We start from the raw sequence: 20,701 nt of genomic DNA, 5'->3' as shown, positions 1-20,701 counted from the left end.
ACACCTATTACAAATCCACGCCACCATCTACTTTTAAAATTTGACCCGTAATGAAGTCATTTTCCATCAAGTATATGTAGGCTGAAGCTACTTCACCAATTTCTGCGACACGGCCCAAGGGCACATTTTCCGCAACATTGGTCTTTTGTTTTGCCAACTGTTTAGAATTCATATCGCGCCACAAGCCTGTTGGTGTCCATGTTGGTGAAACGGCATTGATTCGATGGTTGGGAGCTAACTCAACTGCTACTCCTTGTACCATCGTATTGATTGCCTGATTACCAATAATTGCTCCTGAAGCATCATATGGATGGCCGCCGGAACCTGAGGTTAAAATAATTGAACCATTATTACGCAAGTGTTTGCTGGCAACTTGAACTAGCTGTAAATTAGCAAAAAATTTATCTTCAACCGCTTTCCGAATATCAGCGACTGAGCTATTCAAAAAGCCTCCGCCCATGGCACCACCTAACATAGAAACAATGTGATCAAAGGAACCATATTTTTCAAAGAAGTGTTCTAACTGTTTTTCATCTTGTGCATCTAATGAACTACCTTGAATATTTTCATCATATCTTAATTCATTCACACGTTCTTGATCACGGCCGATAGCATAGACATCTGCTTTCTTATGTTTTGCCATAATCGCAACTTCCTTGCCAAAGCCAGATGTTCCACCGATGACTAGAACTTTGTCATTCTCTAAACTCATATTATTACCTTCAATCATTCATTAGATTTTAACGCACCGATCATATCAATATGTTTCAATTTATTGTGCGTAACTAGCATAACAATAGCTGTGAAAATTATCATCAATAAAGTGGCAACTAAATAACCAAACCAGCTAATAGTTAGTGGAAAAATAACTTGTTCGGTCGCGGCCTGATGCAAGATATAGGCTGTCAATAAATTACCAACTCCGTACCCGACAATGATACCGAAAATTGTCAAAATAATATTTTCCCGAACAATATACATCGTCACTTCATTATTATAAAAGCCTAAAACTTTTATCGTTGAAAGTTCACGAATTCGTTCAGAAACGTTGATATTAGTCAAATTGTACAAGACAACAAAGGATAAAGTTCCTGATAGCAAGACAAAAATCAAAATAATTGGTTTCAATGAAGATGACATTTTTGAAACAGTGTCCAGAACATCGTGGGTGTAACTCGTTCCCATGACTTCACCAGAATCCAATAACCTATTAGCTAAATGTTTTCTTTGGGCGCTAGTTTGTGAACTTAAATGCAACAATAATGTATTGCTGGTGGCAACCTTCCCCAATTTATTTTGGTAGACTTGCGGACTCAAGTACAAGAAATGTCCAATAAAGTTATCAGTTATAGATCCGACTTTAAGACTGACTTTTTTACCACCAGTCAGGGTCACTCTCAATTGATCGCCCTTTTTAACATTTAACAATTGAGCCGTCTTCTTAGATAAAATTACGCCTTGTTTTTGTAAATTATTTTTTAAATGAACATATTTCTTAAACTGCTGCAACGAGTTTGGCGTATAAACATTAACGTCATTAACTTGTTGACCATTGGCCTTCAACTTGGCCGTCGTAGAGTTAATCGCCGTACTATTTTTATATTGCTTATCTTGTTGCAAAATATTTTTTACTTTAGTTTGGTTAGCATCATCATTTAGTTTAACCACTGCTTGGTAATCAAAAATCTCACTATACTGGCGATTACCACTGGCACCAATAGAATTTTGTATTCCAAAACCTGTCAAAATCAAGGCTGTCCCACCAGCAATCCCGATAATGGTCATAAACATCCGTGACTTAAATCTAAACAAATTCCGATAACTAACTTTCCGATTAAAGCTCAAATGATTCCAAAGTGGCTTGATCCGTTCCAACAAAATTTTCTTTGCTGACTTCGGTGACTTAGGGCGCATCAAAGCGGCTGGTCCTTCGACTAATTCTTTACGAATAACGATGACCGCGGCACCAAGTGTTGCTAACAATGAAAAGACTAAGGCAATCAAAATCACCCACCACTGCAAGCCAACTACCCAATCAAGCGCAATATACTGCTTATAGAGTGCCAAAACAATTCTTGGTAAACTTTCATTACCAATCACTGCCCCTAAAATCGCCCCGATCACACCTGCAGAAATAGCGTAGTAATAATAATTCTTAGAAATTTCCCATTTAGTATAACCAAAGGCTTTGAAGGTTCCAATCTCACTTCTAGCTTCTTCCACCATCCGAGTTATTGTCGTAAAGGTAATCAACGCTGCAATTAAGAAGAAAAAGACTGGGAAAACATTGGCAATAGCAGCGATTCGATCTGAACTTTCGCCATATGCTGAAAAGCCTGGTAAATCTTCCCTCGTTTGCCATGTATAAGTCGTCTTAGCTTTTTTCAAGGCTTTAGTACGTGCCTCATTTAACTTAACTTGTTGTTGACTAGCCATTTGCGGATCGATTGCTCGCAATTGGTCTAATTGAGCTTGTTGTTGATCAAATTGCTTTAAATAGTCAGCTGTAACTTCAGTTGTCCGTTGATAGTCACGGTCCTTAAACTTTCGCTTTAAAATTGATAATTTTTTATCGACACTATCTTTATAGCTGTCACTGAAGGTATTTTTATCCTTCAAAGAGTTGAAGTGTAAATTCAGCATTGTAGCGACCGACATGTCCAATTGTGATTGAGGAATGTAAGCAAATAATTGTACTTGCCCATCGGCAATATTAGTTGCACCACGTGACTGATTATCAATAAATTGTGGTGAATCAGCAAACCCGACAATTTTATAGTTTTTCTGTTTCAAACCTGAATCATTAGCAAATTTAAAAGTTTGCCCTATTTTATAACTATATTTCGATTTAGCATTCTTATCTAAAACAACCTCATTAGCTTTCTGGGGCAAACGCCCACTACGCATAATCAATTGATTTTGCTTAGCATCGTCATCATAGCCATACAAAGCTACCGCGACTTTACTTTTACCACCGATAACGTATTTCATTTTAGTGGCTTCAACTTGGGCCCCTGGGACTTTTCGAGCCAGTTTCAAATCCGTTTCTGAAAATCCCGTGGTCGAAATAACTTGGATATCTGACAAATTTTTATCAGCTACCGTTTTATTCAGTGAATCATTCAAACTAGGACCGGCAGCTTTTACACCAACAAAAATTAAAACACCCAACATAATAATTAAAATGATGGCAATAAAACGTCCTTTGGATTTACGAATATCACGCCACATATTTCTCGTTAGAGGACTCATTTTCATCACCTACCATTCAATATCTTGGACTGGAGTAGGGTAAGGGTTATCTTCAATCGACTGAACTTTGGCATCATGAATCCGAATCACTCGATCAGCCATCTTGGCTAAGGCTGAATTGTGAGTAATGACAATCACGGTCTTATTATTTAAACGACTAGCATTTTGTAACAAGGCTAAAACTTGCTTACCAGTTTCATAATCAAGCGCACCAGTCGGCTCATCACACAACAATAATTTAGGATTTTTGGCTAAAGCTCTAGCAATCGCAACACGTTGTTGTTCACCACCAGATAGTTGAGAAGGAAAATTATCGATTCGATCACCTAACCCAACTGCCTGCAAGGTACTAGTGGCATCCAAAGCATCTTTAACAATTGCTGAAGCTAATTCCACATTCTCCTTGGTTGTTAAATTAGGTATCAAGTTATAAAACTGAAAAATAAAACCAACATCATTCCGGCGATAAGTCGTCAATTCACGTTCTGAGAAAGTAGCAATATCGGTCCCGTCGATAATTACTTGACCTTCAGTCGGTGTATCCATACCCCCTAAAATATTAAGAACTGTCGATTTACCAGCACCACTTGGTCCTAAGATTACAGTTAATTTACCTTTGTCCACATCAAAACTCAGATTATTATTAGCAACAATCGTCGTTTCTCCCATGTGATAACGTTTCGATTCATTTCTAACTTCAATGTATGCCATTGCCCCTCACCTTTCTTCGTTACCTACCATTATATAAGAAAACGGATTCAGAACAAAAAATAATAATTTTTTTGGTAGTTTCTGCTTGCCGTCTCCAGAGTTGGACAGTGGTTACTGGCAGTGCGGAACGGCCCGAGCCAAGGTCTCGGACCTCGGTTGAAGCCTTGCAAGCCCAGCAAGTCTTCAACTCGCCCGGTGCTGTAAGAACGACAGAACCAGTCGTCCTAACACCACTTTCACTGCCAGTAACCACTGTCCAACTCTTCCGACTGGTCCCTTATTCATTCGAGAATAATCTGATAACTTAAATTAAACTTTTAATATCTAATTACAAATAAAAAAAGCCAGATAACCATAATCTGACTAATCTGACCTAATATTAAAAAATTCAATAATCAACCAAACATTAAAAAAATACACTAGCCACAAGGAGTAAGAATTTGAGTCGCTATGAAGGTGGTGTTAGCACTTTAGTGCTTACACCACGGGACGAGTTTTGAGACTTGCGGTTTATGCAAGGCTCAAAATCGAGACCTGAGACCTTGGCTCAGGTCGGTCCCCATAGCGACTCAAATTTCTTACTCCTTGCGGCGGTATACTTAAACACCCTACAATTCTTTTTGTAATTCTTTATCATAATTACGAGTTGACCCATTCATCAAAACAAAAATTCCACAAACAATTGTTCCAACTCCTGCAATTACAAATAAATTATTTACACCAATTTTATCAGCCAAAGGACCAGCAAAAATTAGTCCAACTGGTCCAGCTAAACTCATTAGTGAATTCATGATTCCTAATACTCGACCTAAATGTTCAGGTGGGTAGCTTTGTTGGATTATTGCCATCAATAGAGTATTAAAAAATGGTGCTGCGATTCCTCCGATAGCGTTCAGGACAAAGAACCACAAAAATCCGGTGTAATTTCTTGGTAAGAAACCACTGGCTCCCATGGTGATGCCCATAATAAACATTGATATTAAAATTGGTTTTAGTCGATCGGACCAGTTTCCTAGAAAACCGATAATGGTTCCACCGATTAATGCTCCAACGGAATAAATCATTTCAATTATACCTGCTTGGGCAACTGTACCCTTGAAATAAGACATGGTCATTAATGGATACATGCTGACTGCGGGCATAAACATTAACGTGAAGGCGGCTCCCATTAAAGTGATGTACCACAATCCTTTCTTGGCACGCAATTGATCTAAGCCAAATTTAGCATCTGCCAAAACATGAACTTTCTCATCAATTTGAACATTTTCAGGGATTTTTACGAATAAGATAATCGTTACTCCGACAATCGCTCCCAAAACGTCAAATAAAATTAAAACGGGCATGGAAATGATAGCAAATAAAAAGGCTCCTAACGCTGGTGCAATGATGAAATTAGCTGACTGCACCATTCCTAACTGACCATTGATTTTCGTCAACTGATCTTTTGGTACCATAGTTGGCAAAATAGATTGAATGGTGGGCATTTGAAAAGTTTGTGCAATCGCACGAATAACCAACGAAATGAAAACTAACCAAATTGGAAAGTTGTGTGTGACAAAACCTACAGTTGCTAATACTACCGCTACTAATGCGGCAATAATATCCGGTACGATCAATAACACTTTTTTGTTCGTCCTATCAACGTAAGGTCCTACAAATGGGCTCAACAAAATCATTGGCAACATGCCTAACAATGTTGCCATACTCAGGACAGTCGCCGAACCGGTCTGTTTCGTTAGATACCAAATAATAGCGTATTGAACCACCATACTGGTAATTCCTGATAAGAATTGTCCAGTTAAAAATAGGTAAATATTGCGGCGCCAATTCTCGATAGCAAATGTTTCTTTTTCCATAAAAATCCCCCCTTTATTATGGATTTATAACAAGCTGAAAAATCTTATCATATTTGTTTTTGGTTAGCAATAATTTTATATTTGGCCGTCTCCGGAGGAGAGAAAATGCACCTGCTATGCGGACCGGCCTGAGCCAAGGTCTCAGGCCTCGGTTTGAAGCCTTGCAAGTTCAGCAAGTCTTCAAACACGCCCGGTGGTGTAAGAGCTAAAGCTCTAACGCCACTTTCACAGCAGGTACATTTTCTCTCCTCCTCCGACTATTTTGTTTGATTTAGTTTAATGGTCTTAATTTGTCTAATAAGGTATATGGTTCTAAGAACAAAAAAACACCCGCACAAAACCATCAAACCGATAGTCTTATAGGTGTTTATATTTATTTTTTAACCTCTGAGTTTTCTTGCACTCGAAGTCAATATTACCAAATCGTAATTCTATCCTTAGGGTCTAACCACATACCGTCGCCTGGTTTCACATCGAAGGCTTCATAAAATTCGTCTAAATCTTGTGACATGACGTTTGCTCGCATTGGTTGTGGAGCGTGGACGTCGGTTGCTAAGAGGTCTTGATTGTATTCTTGGGTAGCTTTATAGCGCCATGATTTGGCCCATTGAATGAAGAATTGCTTGGGGTCATAATCTGGTTCTAACTTAGCCGCTTCAATGGCACAGCGCATTCCGCCGACGTCTGCGATATTTTCACTGACAACTAGTTTTCCGTTAACTTTGCCACCTGCATAAACGATGCCTTGGAATTGATCAATCATCTTTTGGGTCAATTCTTTAAATTTGGCATAATCTTCTTTAGTCCACCAATCATGCATATTGCCGTACTCATCAAATTGGGCACCGTTGTTATCAAAAGCATGGGAAATTTCATGAGCGATTGTAGCTCCAATTCCACCATAATTTTCGCTGGTTGTTTGTTTCAAACTATAAAACGGTGCTTGTAAAATGGCTGCTGGGAAGGTGATATCATTGCGGGACGAATCATAACAGGCATTTACCATGTGTCCTGGCATCAACCATTTTGTTCGATCAACGGGACGTTTATAATCTGCTAAATTATCTTTGGTCAAAATTTGCTTTAATTTAATCATGTTATCGTACAAGGTTGCTGATTCATCAATTGTTAATTGACGATAAATATCTTCAATTTTATCGGGATATCCGACTTTTAGTACGATTTTATTCAACTTGACGATTGCTTTTTCTTTAGTGGCCTCACTTAGCCAATCGTTATCAGACAATCGTTGCTTATAAATGGCAATCATCTGTTCAATCATTTTGGTAACGTCGGCTTTAGCTTTTTCTCCAAAATACTTCTGACCGTAATATACACCAACTACTTCATCAAACGTTCTTGAAGCTAAATGATAAGCAAATTTGACTCGACTAGGCAATTCTTTAGCACCGCTTCGTGCCAATCTGAACTCACCAAAAATTTGTCGAAATTCTTCACTGACCATCTCGGCGTTGTCCATCACATATCTAACAATCATCCACGCTTGAATATCAGCAAAATTATCATCATTTATTAATTCATCCAAATGATCCATAAATCTTGGTTCTACTACAATAACTTTCTCTGGTGTAGCATCAATTTCATTTTCAACAAAAGCTTGTAAATTCAAATACTGTGACTTGGCGGCGTAATCTGCCAAAGAATAAGGATTATAAATCTTGGTATACTCGGCCCATTCTTCAGAACTCTTTACAATTGGGACTAGTGCTTTATCAAAATTAGCAGCCTTTTGAACAGTCGCTTGGGCATTTTGCTCACTATATCCAAGTTTCTGCAACAAACGTGTAGCAACATCAAGATACTTGTCTAAAAGTTTTTTCCCAAATTCATTGTCAGACTCATAGTAAGATTTATCTGGCAAAAATAAGTCCGTTGCTGCAACGTAAGCAACGTGTTTGGCAGTATTTTTCATATCTGCTTCCACAAAAATCGATATCGGCAAAACAAAATTATCTTTATCCAAAGTTGCTAAATTTTTATCCAAATCAGCTAAAGATTTTAATGCTTTGATACGGTCAATATCTTTTAAAAGTGAATTAGTTTGAACCATTTGTGATGTTTCAGTATTTTTCGCTACACGATAAAGTTTGATGGCTTGTAATAATTCAGAACTACCAACTTTTTCATCATTTTCAGCAAAATCATGAAATTCTTGCATTAAGTTCTTTTCAATCTCTAATTCCAAATCGACTGAAGCTCCGGCACTAGATTTATCCGCTGGAATTTTGGCAGAATCTTGCCAAGCTCCATTGACTGCTAAATAAAGGTTATCTTTGTAGTCGGTTGGTTTAGTATCCAATGCTAAATCGCCTGCACCACCAATAATTTTATTAATTCTCAATTGATTCACCGCCATAACTAGTTTTGTGTTTCTATAATACTCTTCTAATCATATTAGAACAATCGTAAGCTGTTGAAATGTTCCGCCTCCAGGAGCAAGAAATTTAGGTCGCTATGGGGACCGACTTGAGCCAAGGAGCGGTCTCAAGTCTCGATTTTGAAATTCGCAAAGTTCGCGAATTTCAAAAGTCGTCCCGTGGTGTAATGGCTGAAGCCATAACGCCACCTGCATAGCGACCTAAATTTTTTGCTCCTTCCGGCTAGTTTATTCGTTGTTTTTAATTACTGGATAAAATATACGGAATTTAAAAAGATAGCTTCAAGAAACATCTTTTAGATTGTTTTCTTTGTGCTATCTTTTTTTGTAATTTTTTATATATGCAGTGGCTTTAAAACGGGCTGCACAGGCCAATTTCTTCCGCTTTGCCTAACTTCCCAAATCATCCGCAAAACACGCGGATGATTCGTGAAGTCATGCAAATGCTCGGAAATTCCCGGGCCTGCTCCGCCCTCTGATTTCTACCAGATATTAACTCTCTTATCTTCATCCAACCACATACCATCGCCTGGTTTAACGTCAAAGGCTTCATAGAATTCATCCATGTTTTGTGCCATAACATTAGCACGCAATGGTGCTGGTGAGTGAACGTCAATTGATAGGAACATTTCTGTTAATTGTTTTGTTGACTTATTTCTCCATACTTTGGCCCAGTTTGTAAAGAAGGCTTTGGCATCGAAATCTGCATCTTCTTTTGCTGCTTCTAAGGCACAACGAAGTCCACCGACGTCGGCTACGTTTTCACTGACAACTAAAGTACCATTTACTTTACTACCTGCATATGGAATGCCGTCAAATTCTTCAATCATTTTCTTAGTTAGATCTTTGAATTTAGCGTAATCTTCTTTAGTCCACCAATTATTCATATTACCGTATTCATCAAATTGAGCCCCGTTGTTATCAAAGGCGTGTGAGATTTCATGGGCAATAACGGCTCCGATTCCTCCGAAGTTTTGACTATTTGTTTGCTCTAAACTATAAAATGGTGCTTGCAAAATAGCGGCTGGGAAAGTGATGTCATTTCTTGATGGATCATAACAAGCGTTAACCATGTGTCCTGGCATCAACCATTTTTCACGGTCAACTGGCTTGTGATATTGATCCAATGAATCTTGTGTGATAATTTTCTTGATACGTGAAATATTGTCATACAATGAATCATTTTCATTAATTTCAAATTTACTGTAAATATCTTGAATCTTATCAGGATAACCTACTTTAATTACGATCTTATCTAGTTTAACGATAGCTTTTTTCTTAGTATCTTCGCTCAACCAAGTGTTGTTAGAAAGTCTTTGTTCGTAAATGGCAATCATCTTTTTAACCATACTACGAACGTCTGCTTTAGCCTTTTCGCCAAAGTATTTCTTACCATAATAAGCTCCAACAACTTCACTAAAAATACCTGAAGCTAAGTGATAAGCATACTTTGTTCTATTTTGAAGTTCCTTAGCACCACTTTTAGCAAGTTGATATTCGCCGATTGTTTGACGGAATTCTTCATCAAGAATTGAAGCGTTACCTGTGACGAATTTAACCATCATCCAAGCTTTGATATTTTCGAAAGTACCGTCATTGATTAATTTGTTCAAGTTGTCCAAATATCTTGGTTCTGTGATGATAACTTTGTCCGGTGTATCATTGATTAAATCAACGACTAAGCTCTTCAAATCTAGTTTATCTGACTTTGTGACGAATTCACTGAAGTCCATTGGATTATAAACTTTAGTATAATCAGCCCATTCTTCAGAACTCTTTACGATTGGAACTAGTGACTTATCAAATGCTAAGGCTTTTTCAACAATTTCTTTAGCATCATCTAACTTGTAACCGATCATTGAAAGTAAACGGCCAGCAATTTCAGCGTACTTAGCCAATAATTTCTTACCTGACTCATTATCTTCTGCATAATATGACTTGTCGGGTAAAATTAAACCGGCACCGCCAATATAGAATGCATTCTTAGCGGTATTTTTCATGTCAGCATCAACGTCACCATCGATTGGCAATGGGAAACCATCTTTTGATAGTTGAGCCATATTTTCACTCAAGTCTTGTAAATCGTTCAAATCACTAATTCGTTGCATGTCTTTCAAAATTGGTTGTTGATGAAATTTGCTTAAATGATCAACATTATTCGCTAAACGGTATAACTTAACTGCTTGCATCATCAATTTATCATCTAGTTCTTTTTCACCATCAGCATATTCATGAAATTCTTTCATCAACTTCTTCTCGACACCTTCGTCAAGATCCATGAAACCACCGGTACGTGATTTATCAGCTGGAATTTTAGCATTTTCTTGCCAAGCTCCATTGACTGCTAAATACAAATTATCTTTAAAATCGGCTGGTTTGGCATCAACCATGTCACCTGAACCACCGATAACTTTACTCATTAACATATATACTCCACCGCCGTTATTTTTTAGTGACTACTATATCACTCTTTAGATTTTATTAGAATTTTTATGATTTTTTCCGCCTCCGGGAGGTAGAGGATAGTGTCTGCTGTGGGACCGGTTCGAGCCAAGGTCTCGAACCTCGGTTTTGAACTTCGTGAAAATCACACGAATTTCAAAACACGTCCATTCTGTAATGACGAAACGTCATAACAGAATTTTCACTGCTGACACTATCCTCTACCTCCCTCCGGCTCTTTGGCTAGAAATTGGTTATTAGGTTTTGGTTTTGCATTTTAGTACATAAATCAAAAAAACAAAACACAAAAAACAATCTTGGTTCCTACGAAAAATAGTGGACATGCCCTCTTTTTGGGATTGTCCACTATTTTTTTGTTTATTTTTTAAGGTTAGTGATTTTTTTAAAACCGCTTTTCTTTTGTAGATGGCTTTGGAGAAAGCTACCACTTTTTAGGCAATTGTCTTTTAGTGCGGCTGGATAGGCAGTGGCTCTAAAACGAGCTACGATGGGGCAACTCCTTCCGCTTTTCATAGCTTTGTAAATCGCCCGCAAAATCGGCGTGCAATTCACAAAGCTACGAAAATGCTCGGGAGCTGGGCGCCCCATCTGCGCTCTCTGCTGCTATCTAATAACACTAACCGAACATCTAGAATTATTAACAATCTTAGCTGCTTGTGAACCTACTGTATTGCGTGTTCTATTCTTCTCTTCAACACCCACAATAACTAAATCTGGTTCAAAACTTGGAATCACTTTATCAACGATTGTTGTTCCTGGTGTTCCTTCTGTTACCATCAAATGAATATTTTTAACTCCGAAATCTTCGGCTTTCTTTCCGTACATTTCCAGTAATTCTTTGATTTCTTCACGGCGTTCTTTTAAGACTTCTGGATCTAGTGATTGGAATATATTCAAATCACCTGTCTCCAATACTGAAACTATTCCTAACTCAGCATCGTGATGTCTTGCTAGTGAACAGGCATAATTAAAAGCGTTTTTCGATGACACAAAATCGTCTGAGTCGACACAAATCAAAATCTTAGAATAATCTACCTTTTTAACTTTGTATCCTTTTATTTCGTCCATCAATAAATCCTCCTTAATTATTTAAAATCGCGTCCTTTGTTTTCCTGGAAGTACTTATCAAATCTCTTGACGTAGTTATGGAACATGTATGTCAACAGCAACCAACGTCTGAATGATTTATCTTTGTCATAAAAGACGGTTGTACCAACGCGATCTTGTTTGATCAACTCGTTAGCATATTCAGTCGCATCGTTTTTGGCAGCATATTTCTTAAAGACTTTAACTGGCACTCCTAACCAAAGTTTATGTTGAGCTTTATTCTTGTTAGCATAAACGGTTGGTTCATTCTCCAGATTGCCTTCAACATAGTCTTCAACAACATATTTGGATAGGTTATAACCATTTAAGGTTACAAAGAAACTACTTCTACCTTGACGTAGGTTGATTTCAAAGAACTTAAATGTCTTGTCACGTGAATCATATTTCATATCGAAGTTGGCATAACCTGTAAATTCGATATCTTCAAGGAACTTTTGAACACGATCGTAAACATCCTGATTAAATTCAGGAATGATAGCCACGTAGTTACCAATTGATTGTGGTGTTGGATCTTCCAAGATTGGGTGACCTAAACACATCATCTTAACGTGATGTTCTTGATCAACATAGGCATTCAACACACGCATGTTGGAGTCATCACCAGGGATAAAGTCTTGCAAAATAAGATCAGACTTATAGCCGTTGTCATAAATTTTGCCGACGATAGTCATATATTCTTCTTGAGAATGGATAGTGAAGGCTTTTTTACGTCCTTCAAAATGGATATCTAACCATTCCACACTATTAGCAGGTTTTAGAGCCACTGGGAAATCAAATGGCACATCCATATCCTGCTTGTCCTCGTACATATCTTTTGTAATGATCTTTGTCAAAGGATGTGGCAAACCATGTTTGTCAGCGACCTTATAAAAGCTCTCTTTATTATTCAATGATTTTAATAGATCATAATCGACATATGGGCAGACAAATGTCTTTGATAATTCATCTTTGTGTTTGCTGATAAGTTCGGCATAACCATCACCACAGGCCAATAAAATAACTGGTTCGTCATGATTTTGGTAAACTTTCGCAATTTCACGCATTTTTTCAATAAAAACAGGGTCTTCAGAAAAGCCTGGGTGAAGTGTTAAGTTTAAGATGTTCGTATATCTTGTAGGTGCCAATTGGATATCAGCATAGGCCTTAACAGTGCCCCCATAAAGTTCATGGAAAGCACGAGCCATTCCGTAAACATTCATATCACTACCTAGTAAAATAGGCGTGAATTTTTTTCCTGATTCAGTTTCGATAGGGATCAACCTCTTACTATATTATTAATTCTATTTTTAATTTTTCACACATTTCAAACAAAATTATACCATACTCAATTTATCACAACGAGTATCGTTATAGGTTTTAATTTTAGAGCCTTATCGTTTTCTTAATTTATCGTACGAAAACGGCTTGAAATGGCGAATCCTTCATAATTTTTCTCACATAAATCGATAATTATTTTATGTTGGTGCTTATTAATATATCACATATAGACAGTAACGTCATAACGCTACCTAGTTATCATATTTATTGCTTTTTTGATAAAAAAGAAGAGTGTGACAAAACATGGTCAGCTTTGATTATATAATCGAATGTAAAAAAAGCTAGATATTTTTCTTGGTATACATCCAGAAAAAATATCTAGCCTTTTCGACTATGCTCAATTTCAAATAATACAGCACTTTTTTTATCGAATTAGTTAATTGTATCGTATTAAAAATAACAAATATATTAGTCTCTGGGTGCAACTAACCATTAACAACTTCAACATTATCAGAATCTACAAACTCGTTTGCAGTAATTTGATAGTACTTATGGTTGTTTAACATGACCTCTTTTGAAGTTTGCCAAGTGCTACCTGCACTTAATCCCCGATTAGTTAGTAATTCAGCACGACTATTGTACAAGTTAGTCATAACAACGTCACTACTTGTTTTAACGAGATTTTGGGCTTCACGATAAATATAAACATCTTCCGCTTTGACCCATGAATCACCCAACACATGATAATATTTTTGATTGCCTAATTTTAGTTCTTTATCACTAAACCAGCTATAACTTCTTCTTAAAGTATTACCTTCGTTTAGTTGTCCATCCATGCTGTACGTTTTGGCTTCTTTGATATCTGAATGAACTGAGATATAGTTCATAAACTTAGAAACTTTACCTTGTTCTGCTTGAACATCTGGTTCTGAGTCCACTGAAACTTCTGGTTTTGCTGGAGTCTCTGGTTCAATCTTTGACTCAGTCTTTGGCTCGGCTGTAGCAACACTCTTTGGTTTGATAATATCTTCTGCTAATCTCAACGAATTACTTGGTTTAACTGTAGTTTGTGTCGGAACAGATTTCACCGCTGGCTTAGTCTCAACTTTGGTATAAGTAATTTCATCATTGCTGATCAAACCTTCATCAATTGCAGTAATGGTCAATGTCTTTTTATCAGCGGTATAACCTGTAATCTTTGGCACATCAACTTCAAATACACTGCCAACATATTCCGGACGGATATTATCAGGAACAGTCACCACAATATCCTTGTGCAAATTATTAGCAACCATAATTCTAAAGTTGCCGAGATATTCCTTTTCGGGTTTCACGACCCAGTTACCTTTATCATGGTGTTTCAAGAGTTCATCGGAACTAATACCGATTTTATTGGTTGGCTTGGGATTCTTGGTAGTTCCAGTGCCGACATCGATCCATGTACGATCGACTAGCTTCAAATCTTTTTCCTTATTTTCAGGAACAACAAATTTATCACCCAACTTAAGTGACTTCAAAGCATCGGTTGCTTGGAACATATTATCCATACTTTGAACATTCTTCGTGTCAAAATTAGATAAATCTAGTTCTTCCAAAGTTTCACAGCCTGCAAACATCCCATTCATATTGGTAACTTTGCTCGTATCAAAATTAGTTATGTTGAGCATGCGTAAATCACTGCATCCACCAAACATCTGTGACATATCTTGGACACTATTAGTATTAAAACTGGATAAATCTAGTTTTTTTAGTGACCGACAATTCAGGAACATTTGGCTCATATTAGTAACATTGCTAGTATCCATTTTTACACCCCTAATTCAATTCTAAACTGCAACCCCTTAATTCTTCTCAGCTTAGAAAAATAACAAGTTTACTATATCAGATAATTTTATTCACTCATTAGGTTTGGGAGTTTTTTTACGGTTTCTTAACTTTATCTGCCAACATGTAATCAAAAAGAATCAGCAATCCGTTTTTGGATTACTGATTCTTTTTTAAACTTACGCATTTCTAATTACCGTAACATCTGCTTTATTAACAAATTCATTCGTTGCTACACGATAATATTGGCCTTCGCCAAGGTCACCAATTAAATCGCTGTACCAATCAGTATTAGGACTGATCATTCTACTTGTTGCTAAAGTTCCTTCAGCGTGAATCAATTGCTTTGGAGCACCAGCCTTAGTTCTGATAATGACCTTATTAGGTTGATATAGATAGGCTTGGTTTGCTCTAACCCATTCATTAGTTGATACCCGATAATACTTCATATCAGAATTTTCACTACCAACATGAGCAACTTTATCATAATACCAATCACTGCCGGCTGCTAATTCACGGTTTGTGATAGGTACAAATTTTTGACCTTCTTGTTTGTATAAAGTTACGCTGCCTTGGTCAGGATAAATGGAAATCCTTTGAGGAGTGGTTGCTGATTGTGGTCTGTCAGAGATGAAAATATTTTGTTGGGTCCCACCAGTTCCTCCTGTTGGAATCTTTGTATAGTTAATAACATCATCGGTTGTGATGCCATTGTTCGTTACAGTTGCGGTTATAGTCTTTTTATCTGCTTGATAGCCCTCCTTTTCGGGAACATCAAGTGTAATTGGAATACCAACTTTTCCGTATAAATCAGGATATGTTACATTTTCGTCGGCTTTACCATCAACTGTCGTAGGGACATTCAATGTTACTTTATCAGTGATATCAACATCTGGTACGAAGGTTTTGACTCCAGTTTTTCCTGAACCATCATAATATTTAGCCAGACCATCCGCTCCATTCTGAGGTTTTGCATAAAATGTCAACGCCTTTTCAGGACTATCGACTACTCCGTTACTTTGAATACTAATCCATTGATACGGTGCGGCTGCTTTCTCACCATCTTTAAGGGTGATTGGCAAAGTATCTTCATTTCCAAATTTATTTCCGGGTCCCAAGGTGATTTTCCCGATATATGAATCATCAAAGAATGCATTATTTCCAGAATTACCTGACATATCCAACTGACTGATATCCATGTATTTAACTAAGGAATAGCTAAACATTGTATCCCAATCTTTCACATGGGATGTATCCATTGATGGGACCACAATTTCATTTGCATTGATTCCAAAAAACATATTAGATATATCAGTAACCTTAGGATTTAATTTAAAGTCAAATTTCCGTAATCCGGTAATGTTAGCTGATTCAAACATATCATAAACTCCACCTTCATCGGTCAACCCAGAACCTACAAAATTTTGAGATACTTTTAAATTGCAGGGCGGATAATTATTTGCAATCATTTGATCTGGTTCTGTCCAAGAACTATTATTTAAGCCACCAAACATGAAGTTCATATTGAAAACATTAGCTGTATTAAAGCTTGTCAAATCAAGTTCTCGAATTGACGATGATCTAAACATACTGTCCATACTTGTCACATGTGTAGTGTCTACTTTCGACAAATCAACACTGACAATCATCTGATCATCCCTATTATTTGTATGACCTAAATTGGAAAAGATGTATTCTGAATCCGTAGGTAAATATACCTTATTTTTTGCTAATGATGTATCTAATTTAAGAATATGATTCTTTAAATCCTGGTCACCCCACAATTTTTTATACCCGTAATTGTTATCTAACGTTCCATCCAAAAAATACAAATTATTTTCATTAGTTATAAAATAAGGTGACGTACCGTCCATACCTCGTTGATAGATACCTTCTTGCTTAATTTTATCGGGTACTTGTGCATCTGGAATCGTATAGTCTGTTCCAGACATGTAATAATTATTAGTATTATCAACAAAATCTGCATTAGGATTATAATCTTTTATTACCGTTTGTTGTGTTTCAGTACCAGTTGAAGAATCATCAGGAGTAGTATCCGTATTTTCTATCGGCTGTTGTTCGTCATCGGCGGAATCTGTTGAACCCGTCGAGTCTGTTGAACCTGTTGAACTTGTTGAGTGTGCTTCATTAGAAGTTTGTTCCGCTGTAACCTGTTGTTGTTCTCCCGCAGAAGTATTCGATGACATAGGCATTTTTGTTCCAGTCGTTTGATTGTCATCTGTTGAAGTAACCTTCTTCTGCTGAGCTTCATTAACACTTGCTACAGATTGAGATTGTGTTTCTGAATTAGTTACATCAGCTTGTACGGAAAAACCACTAGCACCTAAGAATATCAGTCCACTAGCAAAAGCCAATAATGAAGCGACCACCCAACATTTACCTTTCTTGTAAAGCTTCTTTCGAATAATTGCATTAGGATTCTTTTTTAATTGATTAAATCTCATTAGACGTCTCCCTGGAGAACTAACTTATAATTTCATGGCTCTCTTACAAATAATAAAATTTTCAAAAAAATACTATAACTGAAAAAAATAAACTCTCCTATAAGTTATTTTTCAGTGATTCCTACTTATCAATATCAATTAACGTTTTTACTTTTTACAAGCTTACTGGTAACAAGTTTGTTGCTCTCACCTTCCTCAAGGCGATCAATCAAATACATGCATCCCTTTTTAGTTGTATTCATTATTTCCTTATACTGTATTCAATTAACATACCCATCCTTTAATAACTCAATAATACCCCATATATAATTTACCGTTCAATTAATATCGAATAAATTATCCTTTTCTTATTATTTTTAAAATATGTTTAGTTTTTTTGAATATAAGAAAATACTATTAGAAATATTGCCCTAAATACTAAAATGGAACCTTTTTTGGAGATTCTTGATTGATACATTTTGACAATAAAAAAATACCCAACCTTATTAGTTGAATATTTTCCTTAAAATCTATGCATTTCTAATTACTGTAACATCTGCTTTATTAACAAACTCATTCGTAGCTACTCGATAATATTGGCCTTCACCAAGATTACCAATCAAATCGCTGTACCAATCAGAATTTGAACTAATCATTCTGTTCGTTACTAAAGTTCCTTCAGCATGAATTAATTGTTTTGGAGCACCAGCCTTAGTTCTGATAATGACCTTATTAGGTTGGTATAGATAGGCTTGGTTTGCTCTGACCCATTCATTAGTTGATACCCGATAATACTTCATACTAGAGTTTTCACTACCAACATGAGCAACTTTATCGTAATACCAACCACTACCAGCTGCCAATTCACGATTCGTGATAGGTACAAATTTCTGACCTTCTTGTTTGTATAAAGTTACATTACCTTGATCAGGATAAATGGAAATCCTTTGAAAACTTGAGGTTTGAGGTCTTTCAGAAATGAAAATATTTTGTGATGTGCCACTACTTCCAGTTGGAATCTTTGTATAGTTAATAACATCATCAGTTGTGATGCCATTGTCCGTTACAGTTGCGGTTATGGTCTTCTTATCCGCTTGATAACCTTCTTTTTCAGGTACATCGAGTGTGATTGGAATACCAACTTTCCCATATAAATCAGGATATATCACATCTACATCAGCTTTACCATCAACTGTAGTAGGAACATTCAAAGTAACTTTACCAATAATATCAACATCTGGTACAAAAGTTTTGACTCCAGTTTGGCCCGAGCCATCATAATAAAAACCCATTCCATTATTGTCACTACTTGGGCGAGCGTAAAAGGTAATTGAAGAGCTATCGATTACTCCATTTTCACCAATGCTGATCCATTGATCACTTTCATCTGGATAAGCTTGTCCTTCATCATCATATTTAAAGGCCAAATTCGTATCCTTTGCAAACTTATTTGTTGGGCCTAATGTAATTTGTTTGATAACTGCACTTTCAAATATATTGATGTTTGAATTATTTAATGTATTCCAATTACTAATATTTAGTTTATTTATACGTGCACCCAAAAAAGTCTGAAACCAATTTTCAATATTGGCACCTTCCAAATTAGGAATAGAAACGGTGTCTGCCGTTATTCCTCGAAACATTGCGTTAGCTGAAGTAACTTTTTCTGACTTGATTCTAAAATCTGGCATGTTTATATCTTTGACTCTCGCACTACTAAACATACTATTAATAGCATTGGAGTCACTTAACCCATCACCATTAAAATTAGAAACATTCAAAATAGCAGGAGAATATACAAACTTACCATCACTACCATTTTGTACTGTATTCAATTCAGAAAACATTGACTGCATTGTTTGAACATTGCTTGTATCGAAACCACTTAAATCTAGTATTGGAATTGCTGCTTGTGAAAACATATTTGACATATCTGTCACTTGACTAGTATCAAAAGACTTTAAATTAAGCGTTGAAAATACTGAAGAACTAAACATATTAGACATATTAGTTACATTACTTGTATTGAAGCTACTTAAATCAAGTGATGTCACCGGTAATCCTGAAATCGCATTTTGGTCATTAATACTACTGAACATATTAGACATATTCTTCACGCTTATTGTATTAAAGCCACTTAAATCCAGCACTGGAATTGCTGTATCATTAAACATGTAAGACATATCAGTCACATTACTTGTATCGAAGGAGCTGAAATCAAGTTTTGGTACTGTCATGCCACCAAACATATTAGACATATCGGTTACATTACTTGTATCAAAACTACTTAAATCAAGTGATGAAAGATAGGCACCACTAAACAAGCTATTCATACTAGTCACATTACTTGTATCAGCCCCAGAAAGATTCAATTTCGGAGCATATTCTGCGACCATCCCAAAAAAGCCCTCGCTTCCAAGTTGGGAAAACATGTAATCTGAATTTTTAGGAAAATATACATGCTTTACTAAAGACGTATCAATATTAAGAACATGCTCTTTCATAAAATCAGAATCACCAATCAAATTTCTAGTATAAGTGGCATCCAATGTCCCATTAAGAAAATAAAGATTTTTTTCATTAGTTATAAAGTAAGGTGCAGTTCCATCCATTCCACTTTGAAAAATACCTTCTTGATGAATTCTATCAGGAATTTGCTCATCAGGAATCGTATAGTCTGTTCCAGACTTGTAATATCCATCTGTATTATCAACAAATTTTGCACCTGGATTATAATCTTTTATTATTGTTTGTTGCGTTTCATTGCCAACTGAAGAATCTTCAATATTGGTATCTGTCTTTTCAATTGGTGGTCGGTCTTCATCTGCTGAATCGTTTGAAGATACTACATCAGATACTTGCTCATCTGTATCTTGGGGTTCATCTATTGAAGAACTTGATGGTATTACCGCAGTTTCACTGTCTTCTTTTGGAGTAGCTTCTTTCTGTTGAACATCATCAACATCTACAACAGATTGCACTTGTACATCTGAATTAACTACATCTGCTTGTATTGAAATCCCACTAGCTCCTAAAAAAATCAAGCTACTAGCAAACGCCAAAGATGAAGCGACTACCCAACTCTTACCTTTCTTATAAAGTTTTTTTCTGATAACCGTGTTAGGGTCTCTTTTCAATTGATTAAATCTCATTCGTTGCCTCCCGGAAAAATTTACTTAATTAATAAATTCTCTTGCCAAACAATAAATAAAAATTAATACGTTTAATACCAGAGCTACAGGGTCCTTTCAGACCTTTCTTTCTAACACAAAAATATCTTTAATACATTTAATAATAACCCCATAAACTATTTATTAAAACGCTTTCATAAACATTATTTTATTTAATCAATCTTGATATAATTTTTTCCACCACGACAAAAAAGAAGC

Annotated in this window: 11 protein-coding genes; all 11 read right to left on the bottom strand. The window is 36.3% G+C overall.

What is annotated here, in order from left to right; all coding sequences use genetic code 11:
- Positions 1-7: 7 nt before the first annotated feature.
- Entirely contained in the window at positions 8-712 is a 705-nt protein-coding gene (locus D1B17_RS01840) for an SDR family oxidoreductase (RefSeq protein WP_120143333.1), read from the bottom strand.
- 14 nt (positions 713-726) lie between these two features.
- Entirely contained in the window at positions 727-3,252 is a 2,526-nt protein-coding gene (locus D1B17_RS01835) for an ABC transporter permease (protein ID WP_120143335.1), read from the bottom strand.
- 9 nt (positions 3,253-3,261) lie between these two features.
- Positions 3,262-3,963: an ABC transporter ATP-binding protein gene (locus D1B17_RS01830; protein WP_120143337.1), complete on the bottom strand. Its 702-nt coding sequence runs from the start codon at positions 3,961-3,963 to the stop codon at positions 3,262-3,264.
- A gap of 608 nt (positions 3,964-4,571) precedes the next feature.
- A complete protein-coding gene (locus D1B17_RS01825; RefSeq protein ID WP_120143340.1) occupies positions 4,572-5,819 on the bottom strand; it encodes an MFS transporter in 1,248 nt (415 codons plus the stop codon).
- Positions 5,820-6,234: 415 nt separating this feature from the next.
- On the bottom strand, positions 6,235-8,196 hold the full coding sequence (locus tag D1B17_RS01820) for a M13 family metallopeptidase (RefSeq protein ID WP_240704429.1): 1,962 nt from the start codon (positions 8,194-8,196) through the stop codon (positions 6,235-6,237).
- A gap of 503 nt (positions 8,197-8,699) precedes the next feature.
- Positions 8,700-10,643 (bottom strand): M13 family metallopeptidase, encoded by a 1,944-nt coding sequence (locus tag D1B17_RS01815; RefSeq protein ID WP_166806596.1) that lies wholly within the window; start codon positions 10,641-10,643, stop codon positions 8,700-8,702.
- A gap of 640 nt (positions 10,644-11,283) precedes the next feature.
- Entirely contained in the window at positions 11,284-11,748 is a 465-nt protein-coding gene (locus D1B17_RS01810) for a universal stress protein (protein ID WP_120143347.1), read from the bottom strand.
- A gap of 17 nt (positions 11,749-11,765) precedes the next feature.
- Entirely contained in the window at positions 11,766-12,986 is a 1,221-nt protein-coding gene (locus D1B17_RS01805; RefSeq protein ID WP_120144312.1) for a carboxylate--amine ligase, read from the bottom strand.
- A 543-nt stretch (positions 12,987-13,529) separates the two neighbouring features.
- Entirely contained in the window at positions 13,530-14,849 is a 1,320-nt protein-coding gene (locus D1B17_RS01800; protein ID WP_120143350.1) for a BspA family leucine-rich repeat surface protein, read from the bottom strand.
- A gap of 198 nt (positions 14,850-15,047) precedes the next feature.
- On the bottom strand, positions 15,048-17,333 hold the full coding sequence (locus D1B17_RS01795) for a BspA family leucine-rich repeat surface protein (protein ID WP_120143353.1): 2,286 nt from the start codon (positions 17,331-17,333) through the stop codon (positions 15,048-15,050).
- 509 nt (positions 17,334-17,842) lie between these two features.
- A complete protein-coding gene (locus tag D1B17_RS01790; RefSeq protein ID WP_120143355.1) occupies positions 17,843-20,464 on the bottom strand; it encodes a BspA family leucine-rich repeat surface protein in 2,622 nt (873 codons plus the stop codon).
- Between the last annotated feature and the right edge of the window lie 237 nt (positions 20,465-20,701).

Origin of the sequence: Companilactobacillus zhachilii (assembly GCF_003606365.2) — a bacterium.
GTDB lineage: Bacteria > Bacillota > Bacilli > Lactobacillales > Lactobacillaceae > Companilactobacillus > Companilactobacillus zhachilii.
The sequence above is the reverse complement of the archived record's forward strand: the minus strand, read 5'-3'. Positions and strand labels throughout refer to the sequence as shown.